At 70.8% G+C, this 16,487-nt stretch carries 15 protein-coding genes; 2 read left to right on the top strand and 13 right to left on the bottom strand.

Annotated elements, in window-relative coordinates:
* The first annotated feature begins 37 nt into the window (after positions 1–37).
* The gene (locus tag ACO1X9_RS14420) at positions 38–814 is read left to right on the top strand and encodes an IclR family transcriptional regulator (RefSeq protein ID WP_486351541.1); all 777 of its coding nucleotides are present in this window, start codon (positions 38–40) and stop codon (positions 812–814) included.
* On the opposite strand, the gene ACO1X9_RS14415 is transcribed toward ACO1X9_RS14420, so the two are convergent.
* The 7 genes from ACO1X9_RS14415 to ACO1X9_RS14385 form a co-directional block, all read right to left on the bottom strand.
* On the bottom strand, positions 774–2,303 hold the full coding sequence (locus ACO1X9_RS14415; protein ID WP_486351540.1) for a M81 family metallopeptidase: 1,530 nt from the start codon (positions 2,301–2,303) through the stop codon (positions 774–776). The two genes, ACO1X9_RS14420 and ACO1X9_RS14415, sit on opposite strands and share 41 nt — an antisense overlap.
* Positions 2,300–2,764 (bottom strand): RidA family protein, encoded by a 465-nt coding sequence (locus tag ACO1X9_RS14410; protein WP_486351539.1) that lies wholly within the window; start codon positions 2,762–2,764, stop codon positions 2,300–2,302. The genes ACO1X9_RS14415 and ACO1X9_RS14410 overlap by 4 nt, the downstream gene beginning before the upstream one ends.
* Positions 2,761–4,071, bottom strand: a complete 1,311-nt coding sequence (locus ACO1X9_RS14405) for an aspartate aminotransferase family protein (RefSeq protein ID WP_486351538.1) — start codon at positions 4,069–4,071, stop codon at positions 2,761–2,763. The genes ACO1X9_RS14410 and ACO1X9_RS14405 overlap by 4 nt, the downstream gene beginning before the upstream one ends.
* 23 nt (positions 4,072–4,094) lie before the next feature.
* Entirely contained in the window at positions 4,095–5,096 is a 1,002-nt protein-coding gene (locus ACO1X9_RS14400; RefSeq protein WP_486351537.1) for a lactonase family protein, read from the bottom strand.
* Positions 5,093–6,205, bottom strand: a complete 1,113-nt coding sequence (locus ACO1X9_RS14395) for a hypothetical protein (protein ID WP_486351536.1) — start codon at positions 6,203–6,205, stop codon at positions 5,093–5,095. The genes ACO1X9_RS14400 and ACO1X9_RS14395 overlap by 4 nt, the downstream gene beginning before the upstream one ends.
* Complete coding sequence (locus tag ACO1X9_RS14390) at positions 6,202–7,164, bottom strand: 5-dehydro-4-deoxyglucarate dehydratase (protein ID WP_486351535.1); 963 nt, start codon at positions 7,162–7,164, stop codon at positions 6,202–6,204. Before ACO1X9_RS14390 ends, ACO1X9_RS14395 begins: the two co-directional genes overlap by 4 nt.
* A gap of 95 nt (positions 7,165–7,259) precedes the next feature.
* Positions 7,260–8,984: a peptide ABC transporter substrate-binding protein gene (locus ACO1X9_RS14385; protein WP_486351534.1), complete on the bottom strand. Its 1,725-nt coding sequence runs from the start codon at positions 8,982–8,984 to the stop codon at positions 7,260–7,262.
* A gap of 121 nt (positions 8,985–9,105) precedes the next feature.
* Between ACO1X9_RS14385 and ACO1X9_RS14380 the strand changes: the two genes are divergently transcribed.
* Positions 9,106–9,906, top strand: coding sequence for an IclR family transcriptional regulator (locus ACO1X9_RS14380; RefSeq protein WP_486351533.1), 801 nt, complete (start codon positions 9,106–9,108; stop codon positions 9,904–9,906).
* A 13-nt stretch (positions 9,907–9,919) separates the two neighbouring features.
* On the opposite strand, the gene ACO1X9_RS14375 is transcribed toward ACO1X9_RS14380, so the two are convergent.
* From ACO1X9_RS14375 to ACO1X9_RS14350, 6 genes are read right to left on the bottom strand one after another with little or no spacing between them, the layout of a single operon-like run.
* Positions 9,920–10,690 carry a creatininase family protein gene (locus ACO1X9_RS14375; protein ID WP_486351532.1) on the bottom strand — a complete coding sequence of 257 codons (771 nt, stop codon included), beginning with the start codon at positions 10,688–10,690 and terminating at the stop codon, positions 9,920–9,922.
* The gene (locus ACO1X9_RS14370; protein ID WP_486351531.1) at positions 10,687–11,409 is read right to left on the bottom strand and encodes an NAD-dependent epimerase/dehydratase family protein; all 723 of its coding nucleotides are present in this window, start codon (positions 11,407–11,409) and stop codon (positions 10,687–10,689) included. Before ACO1X9_RS14370 ends, ACO1X9_RS14375 begins: the two co-directional genes overlap by 4 nt.
* Positions 11,406–12,728 (bottom strand): polysaccharide pyruvyl transferase family protein, encoded by a 1,323-nt coding sequence (locus ACO1X9_RS14365; protein WP_486351530.1) that lies wholly within the window; start codon positions 12,726–12,728, stop codon positions 11,406–11,408. Before ACO1X9_RS14365 ends, ACO1X9_RS14370 begins: the two co-directional genes overlap by 4 nt.
* Positions 12,719–13,993: a mandelate racemase/muconate lactonizing enzyme family protein gene (locus ACO1X9_RS14360; protein WP_486351529.1), complete on the bottom strand. Its 1,275-nt coding sequence runs from the start codon at positions 13,991–13,993 to the stop codon at positions 12,719–12,721. The genes ACO1X9_RS14365 and ACO1X9_RS14360 overlap by 10 nt, the downstream gene beginning before the upstream one ends.
* Positions 13,990–15,603, bottom strand: a complete 1,614-nt coding sequence (locus tag ACO1X9_RS14355) for a dipeptide ABC transporter ATP-binding protein (protein WP_486351528.1) — start codon at positions 15,601–15,603, stop codon at positions 13,990–13,992. Before ACO1X9_RS14355 ends, ACO1X9_RS14360 begins: the two co-directional genes overlap by 4 nt.
* Positions 15,600–16,487 carry an ABC transporter permease gene (locus ACO1X9_RS14350; protein ID WP_486351527.1) on the bottom strand — a complete coding sequence of 296 codons (888 nt, stop codon included), beginning with the start codon at positions 16,485–16,487 and terminating at the stop codon, positions 15,600–15,602. The genes ACO1X9_RS14355 and ACO1X9_RS14350 overlap by 4 nt, the downstream gene beginning before the upstream one ends.

The following is a 16,487-nucleotide window of genomic DNA, read 5'->3' as shown; positions in this document are numbered from 1 at the left end:
CCGAATCATGAACCATCGGCTCGGGTACGGTCAAGGGGTGCGCGAACCCGAGACGGGAGAGAGGCCCGAATCCATCCGGGCCGTCGAGCGCGTCTGCGACATCCTCGACCTGGTTCAGACGCACCCTGAGGGCGTCACGCTCGCCGACGTCGTAGCTGCGGTCGAGCTTCCCAAGACGTCCGCCTTCCGCTACCTCGCGACGCTCGAGGAACGCAGCTACCTGCATCGCGACACCGTGACCGGACGGATGCGGATCGGTTCGGCGTTGCTGCGCCTGCGGTCGAGTCGGCTGAGCGCGCTCACCGAGCATGCCCGGCCTCTTCTCGAGAGGCTCCGCGACGAGCTCGGCGAGACCGTCAACCTGGGCTTGCTCGACGGCCACGTCGTGAGCTACCTCGCGATCGCGGAAAGCCCGAGGACGGTGCGGCTCGCCGCCCGCCTCGAGGACCGCGAACCCCTCCACTGCACGGCTCTCGGCAAGGCGATCGCCTCGACCCTCGACGACGCCCGCGTCACCGGCATCCTCGAGGCCGAGGGCATGGCGGCCCGCACACCTCGCACCCTCACCTCCCCATCCGCCTACCTCGCGGACCTCGCGGTCACCCGTGCGCGCGGCTACGCCCTCGATGACGAGGAGAACGAGGAGGACGGTCGCTGCGTCGCGGTGCCCCTCATCGGGATCGGGCTCCCCGCCGCCATCAGCGTCTCGGCGCCCGCGTCGCGATTCCTCGATCATCACGTCGCCCACGCCGTGCGGGTCCTCAGCTCGGGAGTCACGGCCCTGCTGACCAGCCTGCGCTCCGCGGAGGGATGAACGCGCGCCCGACCCGCGCGCCCGGTTCGAACGGGTACATCGGCCGCGGACGGTGCCGGTAGGGGAACGACGCGAGGTCGTTGCTCGTAGCTCCGAGCGTCGACGACTGGATCAGACGTGTGGCGATCGGCTCGAAGGCCGCCCGAGGCGAGTGCACCCCCTTCGCGATGAGGATGCGCGCCGACTCAGGATGGATGCCGGCGATACGGAACTGCTCCCGACTGAACGCACCCGACGGACGCGAGTGGATCGCGAGGAGGAGGCCGTCGTCCGTCCGGAGGCCGGCGGTCGCACCCACGTCGTAGAAGCGGATGCCGCCGTGGGTCGGCGTGGGGTCCTCGAAGCGCCCGTCGTGGAGGGCGATGACGGTGCCGCGCACCGGAAAGGGGACGCCGTGCATGTCATCCGTGCGGCCACCGACCGTCAACTCGACGCGAGCGCCGACGCCCGCAGCCGCGCAGAGCTCGACCGCGCGGGGATCGCTCAACGCGATCGCCACCCCCGTCGCGCCGACCGCACGCGCGGCATGCAGCAGGTGTGTCGAGTCCCCCGCGCTCCCTCCGCCGACGTTGTCTCCGACGTCGAGCACGACCACCGGACCGGTCGGCTCGGCGAGCGCGAGGCGGAGGGCGTCCTCTGCACCCGGGGCGTCGCCGATCAGCTCCGCCCGGGCCGACCACAGGTCGGCGGCCAGGGACTCCGCCGCCCGTGCCGCGACGTCGGGGCGGCCATCGGCGATGGCGACCACGCTCGCACCCATCTGCGGTGTGTCCCCCCAGGGGAACCCCTCGACGAGGCTCACCGACAGCACGTCTTCCCAGCCCGCCACCTCGCCAGCCCGCGCGAGGAGCCCGCGCATCGGCTCGTCGTCCGTGCCCTGCCGAAGGATGTCGATCGCGATCGGCACGCGCGCGAGCGCGAGCGCCGGGCGCACCTCACCCCGGATCGTGCGGATGAGCAGCCGCGCGCAGGCGAGGCCCTGTTCCGCCGCGTCGATGTGCGGGTTGGTCTGGTAGACCGTCAGCACGTCCACCTCCGCGACCAGTCGCTCGGAGACGTTCGCGTGCAGGTCGAGCGTCACCCCGATCGGCACATCCGGACCGACGACCGCGCGAACCCGTCGCACGAGCTCGCCGTCGGCATCCAGCTGCCCGTCCGCGATCATCGCGCCATGCTGTGCGAGCAGCACCCCGTCCCAGGGTCCACCCTCGCGTACGGCCGCGACGATTCGACCGGCGATGTGCTCGAACGCGTCCGCCGTCGCCACGCCCGTCGCGAGCAGACGAGCGGAGACCAACGGCACGAGCTCGACGTCGGAGGCCTCGCTCTCGGCCGCGAGATACCCGGCGATGATGGTCGCCGCGGTGGCGTGTTCGTCTCGGATGCGCTCGCCGTCGAGAATCCCGCGCGCCTGCCAGATCGCGAGCGTCGCCTGTGTCGAGGCGAAGGAGTTCGCTTCGAGCGCCATCCCCGCAAGCGCGATCCTCATCGCCGCACCCTCGCGATCATCTCCACTTCGACCGGGGCGCCGAGGGGGAGACTGGCGCAGCCGATCGCCGAGCGGGCGTGCCGCCCGCGTTCGCCGAGCACCTGCAGGAGCACCTCGCTCGCGCCGTGCGCGACCTCGGGCTGATCGACCAGATCCTCCGTGGCGTTGACGAACACCGTGAGCTTCAGCATCTGCTCGACGTTCGCGAGCGAGCCGATGGCCGACGCGAGGCGGTGGAGGCCATTCGCCGCCGCTAGGCCAGCCTGCACACGGGCGTCGGCGACCGTCATGTCGCGGCCGACCTTCGCGGGGGCCGGGCGCTCGGCGCCCCGGAACGCGACGACACCCGAGACGTAGGCGGTGTCGCCGTCGAGGAGGACCCCTTGGATCGGCGAGTCCGGGCGACCCGGCGCCGGGGGGATCGCGAGGATCTGCACGAGGCGTTCGTCTGCCGTGGTCATCGCGTCGGCTCGATCCACGCGGCGAGTGCGTTCCGGAATGCCGAGACCGTGTGATCGACGTCTACCTCCGAGTGCGCGGTGGAGAGGTACCACCGCCCGCCCGGCATCACGAAGATCCCGCGGCGGAGCAGCTCGACGGTGAGGCGGTCGTACGCACCTTGATCGATGCGGAGGAAGTCGTCGAAGGTCGAGATCGCCGCGACGCCGGGACCGACTTGGACGACCGGCCCGACCTGATTGACGGCCATGACGACCTCCGCCTCGGCGATCGCGGTGCGGAACCCCGCCGCGAGGGCCGAGGCGGCGGCCTCGAGACGTTCGTAGGTACCCGCACGGGAGAGTTCGCGGAGCGTCGCGTCCGCTGCCGCGAGCACGACGGGGTTGCCGTTGTAGGTTCCGGCGTGCACGACACCGTTACCGGTGAGATCGATGAGATCGGCCCGACCGCCGACGGCGGCGAGCGAGAAGCCGCCCGCGATTGCCTTCGCCAGGATCACGAGGTCGGGGGTGACCCCGTAGCGCTCGGTCGCGCCACCGGCGGCCATCCGGAAGCCGGTGATCACCTCGTCGAACACGAGGACGACTCCCGCCTCGCTGCACAGGCGACGCAGCTCCTCGAGGTAGCCCGGCGGGGGCGCGATGACGCCTGAGTTGCAGAGCACGGGCTCGAGGAACACCGCTGCGATGTCCGCCGCGTCGGCGAGCACCGTGCGCGCCGCGTCGAGGTCGCCCCACGGCGCGATCACCACGTCGCCGACCGACGTCTCGCTCTGGCCGCGCGTCCCCGGGACGTCGAGCGCGCCGGAGGAATCCGGCCGGTAGCCGACGAGCGCAGGATCGGTCCAGCCGTGGTAATGCCCGGCGAACTTCACGAACCGCTGGCGTCCGGTGGCAGCACGGGCGAGGCGGAGCGCGATCTGGAACGCCTCGGACCCGGTGTTGGAGTAGAGCACCTTGTCGACGCCGGGGATCGCGGCGACGATCCTCTCCGACACGCGGTACTCGTACTCGTGACCGCTGCCGTAGGTGGCCCCCCGCGGGAGTTGAGCGGCGACCGCCTCGACGATCGCCGGAGCACCGTGACCCAGGATGACGGGGCCCCAGCCGAGCACGTAGTCGAGGTAGTCGTTGCCGTCGACATCGGTCAGGCGCGAGCCGGCGCCTCCCACGAACGAGAGGGGATGCGGTTTCATCGCTGCGCGGAGTCCCGTCGAAACGCCGCCGCCGAGCGTGCGTTTCGCGCGCTCCCACGCCGCGAGCGATTCCGGCCACGAACCGATCAGGCTCTCCGCAGAGGTCTCGGCCACGTGTGTCTCCTTGTCTTTATAGGTCAGCACGCCGCCACCCAGACGGGACGTTCGAGCTCGATGACGCTGTGCCGGCCGCTGAGGCGACCGGTGTGTCCGTCGACGGTCCACCCGACGACCACGCCGTCGTCGCGCGCGGCGCAGTACAGGCGCCCGCGAGCGTGGACGAGCTTCAGGGGCCAGCGTCCCGACGCGACCTCATCGACGGCGACGAGCCGCCCCGCGCCGATGGCGAGCTGGGTGATCACGCCGGCGCCGCGGGTCGCGACGTAGACGTGCTCCCCGACGACGACGACATCCGACGGGTAGTCGCGCGCCGCCTCGCCGGGAACGCGGGGGAGGCTCAGCCTGTCGACCAGCTCGCCGACGGGATCGCGCGGGTCGAGGCGGAAGAGGCTCACCGACGCGCCGAGCTCGTCGGCGGAGACGAGCCAGCTTTCGCCGACCAGGGCGGCGTGCCGGGGGCCGGACCCCGCGGCGGCGGCGGCCCGGGAGCGCTCGATGAGGCTCCCGTCAGACGACCACTCGTGCCGGGTGATCGCATCGGCGCCGAGGTCGACGGTGATGAGCTCGGTGCCGCGCACGAGTACGGCGTGCGGGTGCGGGCCGTCCTGACGCCGCGGATCGGGGCCGGATCCCGCCCCGGGATGCACGTGCTCCGCCTCCCCCGGCAGGCCTCGATCGTCGAGGGCGTGAATGCCGATCGACCCGGACCGGTAGTTCGCCACGGCGAGGTGACGCCTCGTGGGCGAGACCGCGATCGAGCAGGGCAGCAGGCCGCCGGCGGCGACGTCCCCCGCGAGTTCCAAGCCGTCGTCGCGCGATCGCACCGACAACAAGCGGCCGTCGCGGGCCGTGCTCGCGAGATGCACGAGCGTCTCGTCGTCGCGGCGGGTCAGAGCCAACGCCATGATCCGCCCCTCGAGCTCGAGGCTCGTCGGTGCGGCCCACCTCTCGCCGTCGGCCGTGAGTCGCATCAGAGTGTCTTCGCCGGCGACGAAGAGGGCGGATGCCGTGGTCGTCATCGCACCCGCCCCAGCTGGGAGAGCGCCTCGAGCTCCGCCTGGCCGCTGAGTCCGAGGTGATAGAGGTGGAGCTCCGACGGGGCGGGCTCGAGCGTCGCGATGAGGTGGGCCGGGAACTCCGGGCGCACGTAGAGCCCGAGGGCGGCATCCGGGGCCAGGTCGCGAAGGGCCGCGAGGTTGCCGGCGGCCGCCGGTGGGTCCCAGCCCGACGCGACGAGGGTGTCGAGCGAGGATGCGGCAGCGGGGTGCAGCGGAGGGAACGGCCCGGCGGACGTCGGGTCGGCGCCCACGTGCATCGCGACCCGGAGGCCGGGCGCCGCCTCGTGCGCGGCGGCGACGGTCTCGACCACCAGGGCGCCCGAACTTTCGAGCCTCACGGCGAACGCGCGGTCGATGGCGGCGGCGTGATCGAGCGCGGATGCTGCGCGGCCCAAGGTGGCGCGAACGCCGTCGGCGAGCGAGACGGGATCGAGGCCCCCCGCTCGGTAGGCATCGCCGCAGGCTGAGCAGAAGCACAGCGACAGGAGTGCCCGGTCGCGCGCCGTCCAGCCCGTGAGATCCGTCTTGTCGTACGCGCCGCGGTGGTCGACTCCCATCGGGCCGGCGGATTCGAGGACGAGGCCGTCCAGTGATCCCGCGGCGACGACCTCCCGGACCAACGACGAGCAGTACTCGACGATCGCCGCTGAGCTCGGGCAGAGCGCCCACGGATAGCGATCCCCCCAGGCGGAGACCACGCAGAGGTCGGGATGACGGGCGCCGAGCACGTCGTGATGGGTGAGCACCGTCCAGGCCGCGACCGAGAACCCCGCGGCCCGCGCTGCGTCCCGGGCGCGGCCGAAGGCATCCTCCTCGATCCAGCGCGGATAGACCGGCTTCAACAGGCCAGCCCACGGGGCGCGACGTCCGTAGAAGGCGGCGTGCGCGGCATCCACGAAGAGGTGTCGGGGGTGCAGCGGCGTCGCCGCGCGCGTCTCGTGATAGCTCGCCGCGATGGCGAGACGGTCGATTCCCCGCTCCTGCCAGCGGTCGAGCGCGGCCGGGTCGCCGACGACGTCCCAGGGGAAGACATAGCCGATCCTTGTCGGCTCCTGGGGGGACTCGGTCACGACCCCGCGGCGACGGCGAGCTCGCGGTCGGCCGCGCCGACGGCCGCCAGGCCCGCGTCGAGGATCCTTCGCATGTCGGCGACGTCCGCGGGAGCAGGGTCGACCAACGGCGGGCGCACGGCGCCGGCGTCGATTCCACGCAGCCGGAGGCCGGCTTTGACCAGCGCGACCGCATAGCCGGGCACCCGGCTGCGTACCTCCGCGAGCGGGAAGTAGAACGTGTCCAAGAGCTCCTGCACCGTCGCGGTGTCGCCGGAGGTGAAGGCGCGGTAGAAGCCCTGGGAGATCTCGGGAGCGAACGAGAAGGCCGATGATGAGTAGAGGTCGATCCCGACCCCCGCGTAAGCGTTCATGGTCGTCTCGGCCGCCGGCAAGCCGTTGAAGAACCAGAACTCGCGGCCGCTCTCCGAGGCCGAGCGCCGCGCGATCCGTGTCGCCCAGCCGATCGACTCGAGGTCTCCGACACCGTCCTTGTATCCGATGACGTTGGGGATCGCGGTGAGACTGGGAAGTGACGACGGTGCGAAGACACCGTTGTCGCGGCTGTAGACGACGATCGGGAGTTCCGTCGAGGCAGCGATCTCGCGAACGTATGCGATCAGACCGGACTGCGGACCTCCGACGAGGTAGGGGGGCATGAGCAGGAGACCGTCGACCCCGGCACGCTCGGCGCCGGCGAGTTGGTCCTTGACCGCTCCGAGTGCACCGCCGACGCCCGCGAACACCGGCACCGAGGACGGAACCGCCCCGCGGGTCACGCGCAGGATGTCGGTGTGCTCGCTGTTGCTGAGTGCGTGGAACTCACCGGTTCCGCACGCCGCGAATACGGCGCTCGCTCCGGCGGCCACGCCGTCAGCGACGAGGCGCTCGTGGAGCGCAGGGTTGAAGGAGCCGTCGGCCGCGAACGGCGTGACGGGGAAGAAGAGCGGTCCGGTCGTTCCGAACTCGACTGTCGACATCGTCGATCCCTTGATTCGTGTGTCCTGGGGCTGTCGTGCGGGGGCCACCCGCGCCGCCGAGTTCGTCGGCGACGCGGGCGACCCGAGGGTCCGATCTAGTCGGCGATGATGTGCACGCCCTTCGTGGAGAACACGGTGCTCGTGGCCCAGGGGCTCAGGCCGACGACGCGGGGGTTCACGATGAGGTTGTAGCCGCCCCACAGCACCGGGATGCGGGCGTACGCCGCCTCGAGTGCGGAGGCCGCCTCGAGCAGCGCCTCGTCCTGCTCGGCGCCGGCGGGGAGTTCCTCCGCCTCCGCGAGCAGCTCGAGGTACTCGAGGTACTCCGCGGGAGACTCCTCCGCGAGGATCGCGGCCAGGGCCTTCGCCTTGTCCGCGGCGGCGAGCGTCGCATCCGCGTTGACGGCCTTGTACTCCGCGGTCGCGTCCGCATCGAGGAGGAAGGTGTTCCACCGCTGACCCGACGCGCTCGTCGCCGCCCTGTAGGCCGTCGCCGGCGTGACCGAGTAGTTGATGTAGTAGAAGCCGGCGTAGTCAGCCTCGTGGAGCTGCGCGCGCTTCTGCACGTACACGCCCGCCTCCACGACGTCGAGCGAGAACTCGACGCCGAGCTCCGTGCGCCACATCTCGCCGATGGCCTCGAGGAACGGGGCGGCCTGGCTGGTGAGGATCGTGACGGTCGGCATTCCCTCACCGTCCGAGTAACCGGCGTCCTCGAGGAGCTCGCGCGCACGGTCGGGGTCGAAGCCCGTCTGGTCGACCTCCTCGTAGCCGGGTACGGCGTCGGGCACGAGACTCGTCCCGGCCACGTCCGGCGCCTGGAGCGCTGCAAGCGCCTCACGGTCGATCGCGAGCGAGAGCGCTTCGCGGACGCGGGGGTCCTGCAGCGCCTCGTTCTTGCTCGACATGAGCTGGAGGCTGCGGATCTGGTTCGCGGGCGCGGAGACGAGCTGTCCGAGGAGCTCCGGGTCGGCCGTCACCGCCGACAGGTCGGATTCCACGCGGAGGATGTCGATCTCATCCCCCTGGAAGGCGAGGATCTGCGCGGTGTCACCGCCGTCCGAGAAGCGGAACTCCCACGTGTCGAGGAAGTACTCGTCGGTGTTCCAGTACTCCTCGTTGCGCACGAGGGTCGCACCCGAGTTGATCCGGAAGTCGTCGAGCACGTAGGCGCCGTTGCCCACCCAGTTCTCCGGCGTCGACCAGTCGTCAGGATGCGCCTCAACGGTCGCGGGGTGGAGCGGAAGGCCCCAATGCAGGCCGAGCATCGTGAGGAAGTCGGGGTTGGGCTTCGCGAGAGTGAACTCGACGGTCTCGTCGTCGAGGGCCTTGACGCCGACGGTCGAGAAGTCGTCGGTCGAGCCGGCGAGGTAGGCGGACGCGCCGACGACACCCAGCTGCGCCTCGTAGGCCCGCGCTTCGCCGCCCCCGGTCACCGGCGTGAGGAGGCGCTGCCAGTTCCAGACGAAGTCCTCGGCGACGACGGTGTCGCCGTTCGACCAGTGGGCGTCGGGGTTGAGGGTGAACGTGTACGTCAGGCCGTCGTCGGAGACTTCCCACGATGCCGCGACGCCGGGCGTCACCTCGCCGCCGGGCTCGACGACCACGAGGCCCTCGAGCAGCCCGGCGAGCATGATGTGCCCGCCGCCCGCACCGGTGCGGAACTGGGGGTCGAGGTTGCTGATCGGACCGGAGCCCTGACGGAGGATCTGCTCGACGTTGGGGTCGACCGTCGGCTCGACCGTGGTGCAACTGGTCAGCGCGAGCGTGCCGGCCAGGAGCATGCCGGCCACGGCCGACATGCGCAGGGTCTTCTTCACTGCGATTCCTTTCGAGTCATCGGATGTTCGTATACTTGAACAGTGATCACACTGCAGAACAGGGGGCAGCCTAGGGCGTGCCCGGGGGCATGTCAACGAATCGCAGATAAGGTGGGGAGTCATGGCGGATCCTGTGGCTGAGCCAGGCCCGGCGAAGGAGCTCGTCGGAGCGCGGATCAAGTCCGCCGATCGCACCATTCAGCTGCTCGAGCTGCTCGCCGACAGCGACCGCGCACTCACCTTCACCGAGATCCAGAAGCGTCTCGCGGTGCCGAAGTCGAGCCTGTCGGGCCTTCTCGCGACCCTGCGGGTTCTCGGCTGGATCGAGTCGCGCGACCGCGGCCACACCTACAGCGTCGGACTGCGCGCCCTCCGGGTCGGAACCCAGTACCTCGATCGCGACCCCGTCGTCGCGCTGTCGGGTCCCGTGCTGACCGACCTTCGGCGCGAGCTCGACGAGACGGTTCACCTCGCACGACTCGACGGCGAGTCGATCCTCTACCTCGCGAGCCGCGAGACCCAGCACCACCTCCGAGTGGGATCCCGCATCGGGCGCCGGCTTCCGACCCACGCGACGGCCCTGGGTCAGGCGCTGCTCGCCGAGCGCGACTGGGACGAGATCGACGCGCTCCTGCCCGCAGAGCTCGCCGCGCTGACGCCCGAAACGATCACCGACCGTGACGCCTTGCGGGAGCGCCTCGAGGAGACGCGATCGCGCGGTTGGGCGATCGAGCAGGGCCAGAGCACCCCGGGGCTGTGCTGCATCGCGGTCGTGATCCCGCGTGCCGACGGGCCGGCGGTGGATGCTCTCAGCTGTGCGATCCCGACGGCCCGCGTGACCCCCGAGCTCCAGCGCCGGGTCGTCGACGCGCTCGCGACGGGCGCGCTCGACGTCGCGCGCGCTCTGCGCGTTCAGCTCTAGGCCCCGTCGCCGGTCAACGGACGGCAGGTGCATCGCCGATGAACTCGCGCGTGAAGCGCAGCGCTCGCTCGAGCGCCGTCGTGAGGATGCGCTCGCCGAACTCGGTCGACGAGGCGCGGGGGCGTCCCCAGACCCCGTTCGCGGTCAACTCCCCGAAGTCGACGGAGAGGTCGACGAACCCGCGGGGTGGTCGCGCGTCTCGGGGGACGACATCGCGGAACTCCGGCTCCGGGAGCTCGGCGGGGCGGAGGAGCGGCGGGGCGAGCGCCATCGCGAGGGAGGTCTCGCTCTCGCACGCGTGGCCGCGCTCCTGACCGGCGGATCCGTCGGCGATGACATCGCTCGCGAGGCGGGCCCACATGAGCGTGGCGACCGGTAGCGCCAGCTCGGTGCGCGCGCGGCTCGACAAGATGCTCAGCGCGGGCATGTTCCCGCCGTGGCCGTTGACGATCACGACGCGGTCGAGCCCATTCCTCTGGAGTGACGAGACCACGTCGAGCATCAGTTCGATGAACGTCGTCGCCCGGACGGTGATGGTGCCGGCGAAGCCCTGATGATGATCCGAGATGCCGTAGGGCTGAAGAGGACAGAGCACCGCCTGGTCGCCGAGATCGCTCGCCAGTCGAACGGCGAACTCGGCGGCGATGCGCGCATCCGTCTCGAGAGCGAGGTGCGGCCCGTGCTGCTCGATCGCGCCGACCGGCACGATGCCGACGCGGGCCCGCGCGAGATGCTCGCGAGCCTCGACGGTGCTGAGCTGGGCGAGATGCACGGCCGAGCTCATGCGCGCACCGGCCACGCACGTTCCGCCGCCAGGCGATCCTGGGGCTCCCACCCGAGCAGTGCGCGCGTGGGAGCGAGATCGACGTATCTGTTCTCGGCGTCGCCGCTCACCGGCACGGCGGCGAAGCCGCCGGTGCGGGCGAGCGCGAGCGAGAAGGCGCGGCCGAGGTCGCCGGGCGACGTCGCCGTGCCGTAGAGAGGCGTCCGCCCAGCACCCGCCCACTCGTCGTCGGTGGCGGGATGCGCGAGCCGGAGCGCCGTCACCGTCATCCCGGATCGCTCGGCGGCGGCACGCGCGACCTCCTCACCGCAGCGCTTGGCGAGTCCGTAGGGAGCAGTCGCATCCGGCGGGGCGTCGTTCGGCGGGTAGTGCTCGCCGGGCGGGGTCGCGAAGACCGTCAGACTGCTCGCGTAGACGGCGGTTCGGGCACCCGACCTCGCCGCCCAGTCGAGCCCCAGATACAGGCCCACGACCTGGACGCGGAGTTGCGCGGCTGCCGCCGCGGCGTCGTGGCCGGGCCGCGCCATCGCCAGGAACACGAGGCCGTCGACTGGGTCGAGACGGTCCCACGCCGCCGGCTCCGTGATGTCGGTCGCCACGTGACGCACCGGGCCGGGTGACGGGAACCGATCGAGCACCGTGATCTCGTGGTCGCTCGCGAGCTGCGGCACGAGGATGCCTCCGACCTTTCCCGCGCCGCCGACGACGAGGAGCCTCACGCGAGGACCGCCGCGCGGATCCGGTCCGCGGCGAGAACGGTGAGCTCCTCGAGGAGCTGCTCGGCGGCCCGCGCGAGGCGCCGGGTCTCCGTCCGTGGCACGGTGCCGTCGAGCAGTGCCGAGGTGAGGCGCATCGCATCCTCGCCCGTGGCACCGACGAGTTCGAGGATGCGGTCGGGCATCCCGAGGTCTGCCCACATCCGCCCCTTGATCGTGTCGGTGGGCTGCCGGAGATAGAGGGCCGGGACGCCGACCCGCCCGGCGAGGATCGGCGAATGGCACTCCATGCTCACGACGACCGCGGCCCCGGCGAAGACGGCGGTCGCCTCCGCGGGAGTCCAGAATCCCGTCATCGCGACCACCGAGGGGCGCACGTCGTCGGGGAGCGACGCGGCGATGTCGGCGCCGAGCTGGTCGGCGTAGCTCATCTCCGGACACAGCAGCACCCTGATTCCACGCTCGCGCACCACTCTCGTGATGAGGTCGCCGAGCACTCCGAGCTCATGCTCGGCCGCGACCGCGTTGATCGCGTCGCGGAGCTGCTCGGGCTGACCCGCCCACGTGCCGAGCATCGCGTGGTACGGGGTATAGCGCAGTCGCGGCACGACGCAGACGTAGCCGTCGGCCTCGAGACCGTGTGAGCGACGGAAGGCGTCCGCGTCGGAGTTCTCGGGCGGGTCGAAGGCGAAGACCGCGTCGGGTCCGAGGCGTGCCGCCGGAATCCCCTGTGCGTGCAGGTAGGCGACCGAGATCGAGTCCCGGCAATAGACGAACTCGGCGTGCTCGACGAGCGTCTTCTGCTCCAGGCTCATGAAGGCGGGGGTCAACCCGGCGACCACTCGCGCCATGTCGTCGAGGGTCGACGCGTACGTCGGCGTGAGCGGATCGACCGAGATTCCGAAGAACCCGTAGGGCTTGCCGGTGGCCGCCGCCCAGCGCCGGACATCCGGCTCGCCGGCGAGGAGCCGGCCTGAACCGTGCAGGAGGAAGTCGCAGCGGGCGAGCTCCTCAGCCAGCTCGGACGTACTCGCGCGACCCAGTTCGTCGAGCTCTCCCGTGATGACCCGCAGACCCGGATACCAGCGTTGGAGGGTGGCGCGCTCATCGTCCGAGATGCGGCGCGCCCACAGCACGAAGTCGAGGTCCGGCGCGAGACGGTCGAAGAGTCCGATCGCCGAGGGAGCGTGCGCCATATCGCCGATGTTCGCCATCTGCCACGACGATCGCAGGAGTACGCGCGCTTCCGCTCGTCGATCGCGGGTCGCCCCCTCGCCCGTCGTCACGGCATCCTCCTTCTCGTCGGTGAGGGTTAGCGCCATCGCGGCGCCCCCTCGAGTTCGCGGTAGGCGGCATCGAACGCCGCGCTCCCGTCGTCGTCCCGTACTTCGAGGGCGGCGCCCTCGCCGGTCAGCGGGACGTTGCCGTGAACACGGCAGTCCCGCCAGAGCTGGCCGATGGTCGCGTAGTCACGACGGCGGTCGCCCGGAAGGGAGAGCGTCAGGATGCGACGGGGATACTCGATCCGGTGCCCGAACGGCACGGCGTAGCGATCGAGCACCTCGACGTCGACGTCGACGCCGAGTCCCGGACCGTCCGGAACGAAGGCCTGACCGCCGGCGATGCGGATCGGCTCGCAGATCAGATCGTCGGTGTAGATGTTCATGGCGGTCACGAGCGGCCAGCGCGCGGCAGGCGCGACCGAGGTCACCTGCAGGGTGAATGCCGTCGTGATCCCCGTGCCGACCATCTGCAGCCACCCGCTCTTGCCGAACGCTTCCGCGAGGAGGACCTGCCGCAGGAGTCCCCCGACGCCGTTCCCCTGGGTGTTGGGCGAGAAGACGTAACCGTCATACGAGTGGGCCAGAGCGCCCGGAGCGAACGGCCCCTGGTCGAAGTGCTCGACGACGGGATGTCGCAGCTGCTCGCGCAGCAGGCGGTAGTCGTCGAATCGGCCGTCGGACATGGGGGCCTCAAACAGGCCGACCTTCGGGTGATCGTCGAGCTTGCGGAGCAGCCCGAGCGCCGTCGGGCGGTCGAGCAGCATCCTGTTCCAGTCGATGTCGAGCCGGTACTCGTCGGGGGTCACGGCGGAGATCGCCTCCACCTGCGCGATCGGGTCGAACCACGGGCGGGCCTTGAACTTGTGAGCGAGGTACCCCGCCGCAACGGCGTCACGAGCCTCGCCTGCGAGCACGTCGGGTGGCATCTTCGTGCTCCACCACGCGATGGGCGCACTCGACCGCACGACCGGAAGGTTCAGCAGCCGCGCCATCGGCACCTCGAGCGCCTTGCCGACCGCGTCGAACAGCGCCATCTGCAGACCCATGCCGAGCGAGGGATCCCAGAGGTGGTCGGCCGGGTTGGCGCCGACGAGGCGCTCGAGTTGCGCGTCCGGTACCCGGTCCGAGGTGTAGGCGGGCACCGACTCGCCCCAGCCGACGACCGACGGATCGTCGGTGCGAACCTCGATGACCTCGACGATCGCCCATTGGCCCACGAGCAGCGAATTCCACGGCGCGGAGCGCTCGGTGAACGGGACGTGCAGCGTGTGCCGCCGCACGTCGCGGATCCGCGGGGCGGTCACGCGACCACCTCCGACGGACTGGCGTCGCGCGTGATCGGCAGCACGGCGGCGAGCAGCGCTCGGGTGTAGGCGTGCTGGGGTCGCTCGAAGACTTCCGCGGTCGGGCCGCTCTCCACCACGCGGCCGGCGCGCATCACGACGATCCGATCGCAGAGGCGTTGGGCGACGGCGAGGTTGTGGGTGATGAAGACCATCGCGAATCGTTCCTGCTGCTGGAGGCGCTGGAGCAGTTCGAGGATCTGACCCTGGATCGAGACGTCGAGTGCCGAGGTCGGTTCGTCGCAGACCAGCAGCGACGGCGAGAGGGCGAGGGCTCGCGCGATCGCGACCCGCTGCTGTTGCCCGCCGGAGAACTGGCGCGGGTAGGAGCGTGCGCGCTCCGCCGCAATGCCGACAGCGTCGAGGATCTCGACCGCCGAGTCGAACCTGCTCTTCGCGGTGCCGATTCCGTGAACGCGCAGCGGCTCGCTGACGTTGTCGGCCACCGTGAGCTGGGGCAGGAGCGAGCCCAGCGGGTTCTGGAACACCATCTGCATCGACTTGCGCGCATCGCGCTGCTCTGCTCGGGACAGCTTCGCGAGGGGGAGCCCATTCCAGAGCACCGTCCCGTCGGTCGCCGGGGTGAGATTCATGAGCAGACGCGCGAGGGTCGACTTGCCGGAGCCCGACTCCCCGACGATGCCCACCGTCTCGCCCTCGCGCACGACGAGATCGACCCCGTCGACCGCGGGCGGGACCGACGACGAGAACGATTTGGTGAGCGCGCGGGCTTCGAGGAGCGGCACGTCCGAGCCCCCCTGGGTCGCCCGCGCCTCGTCGGCGGTTGTCTCGATCTCGACGGATGCCGCGAGCAGCTGCCTCGAGTACGGATGCTCGGCGCCCGAGAGGAACCCGGCCATCGTGTTCGCCTCCACGATCTCGCCATGGCGCATGACGACGATGTCGTCGCAGACGTAGCGCGCCGCGCCGAGATCGTGGGTGATGAACGCCATCGTGAGGCCGTCGCCACGCAGGTCGCGAAGGAGGTCGAGCACCTGCCGCTGGATGGTGACGTCGAGTGCCGTGGTCGGCTCGTCGGCGATCAGGATGTCGGGCTCGGTGACGAGGGCCATCGCGATCATGGCCCGCTGCCGCATTCCTCCCGAGAACTGGAAGGGGTACCAATTGATGCGCTTCTCGGGCTCCGGGATGCCGACGCGGTCGAGGGCCCGGATGGCTCGCTCGACCGCCTCGTCGGCCGCACACAGCCGGTGCCAGCGCAGGTGTTCGGTGAGCTGGGTCCGCAGCTTGATGGTGGGGTTGAGCGCCTGCATCGCGTTCTGGAAGACCATGCCGATGCGCTTGCCGCGCACCTGCCGCAGCCCGGGCTCGTCAAGGCCGACGAGGTCGACACCGTCGAACCGGGCCGAGCCCGTCACGTCGGCGGTCGCCGGCAGGAGGCCAAGCAGCGATCGCATCGCGACGGTCTTGCCGGAGCCCGACTCGCCGACGACGGCGAGCGCCGCGCCGCGATCGAGTCCGAACGAGATGCCCTTGACAACCTCGACGGGCGCGCGGCCACGGTTCCGGAAGGCGACCCGCAGGTCGCTCACCTCGAGCAGCGGGCTCACGCGGCATCCTCCTCGTTGGCATCGAACGCGTCGCGCAACCCGTCGCCGAGCCACGTGAACGCGAGCATCGTGATGGCGAAGAGCAGGAGCGGCGCGGCGATGAGGTACGGGGCGGTGAGGGCGTACCGGTAGCCCTCGACGATCATCCCGCCCCACGACGGTGTCGGTGGGGCGACGCCGAGACCGAGGATCGCCAGCCCCGATTCCGCCATGATCGCCGCGGGGATCCCGAAGCTGGTCGTGACGAGCAGGGGACCGACCGCGTTGGGGAGGATGTACCGCGTGGCGATGACGCTGCCGCGAGCTCCGAACGCGCGGGCGGCCTCGACGAACTCGAAGTTCTTCACCTTGAGCACTTGAGCTCGCACGAGTCGCGCCTGGGTCACCCACGAGGTGACGGCGATCGCGATGATGATGGCGTAGGTCTCGCGACCGAGGATCACGACCACGAGCACCGTGAAGAGGTACGCCGGGAACGCGTACATGATGTCGGTGAGCGCCATGAGGGCTTGGTCCACGCGCCCACCCCGGTAGCCGGCGATCATGCCGATCACGAGGGCGATCAGCAGCGCGCCGAGCTCGGCCGAGAATCCGATCGTCAGCGCGGTGCTCAGGCTGTAGAGCTGCCGGGAGAGAAGGTCGCGACCGAGCACGTCGGTCCCGAACAGGTGGCCCTCCGAGAACGGCGGAAGCAGTCGCGAGGCCAGGTCCTGCTCGGCATAGCCGTAAGGCGCGATGAGCGGGGCGAGGACTGCGAGCACGACGAGCACGACGACGAGCCCGAGCCCGAAGACGGCGAACCCGTTGCGCCGGAACCGGTTCCAGGCACGCGCCGCCTCGCTCTGCGCCACCACCGGGGACGTGGGGCGGCTGCGATCGGTCAA

The organism is Pseudolysinimonas sp. (assembly GCF_057350545.1).
Note: the sequence above shows the minus strand (reverse complement) of the source record. Positions and strands in the feature narration are given on the sequence as shown.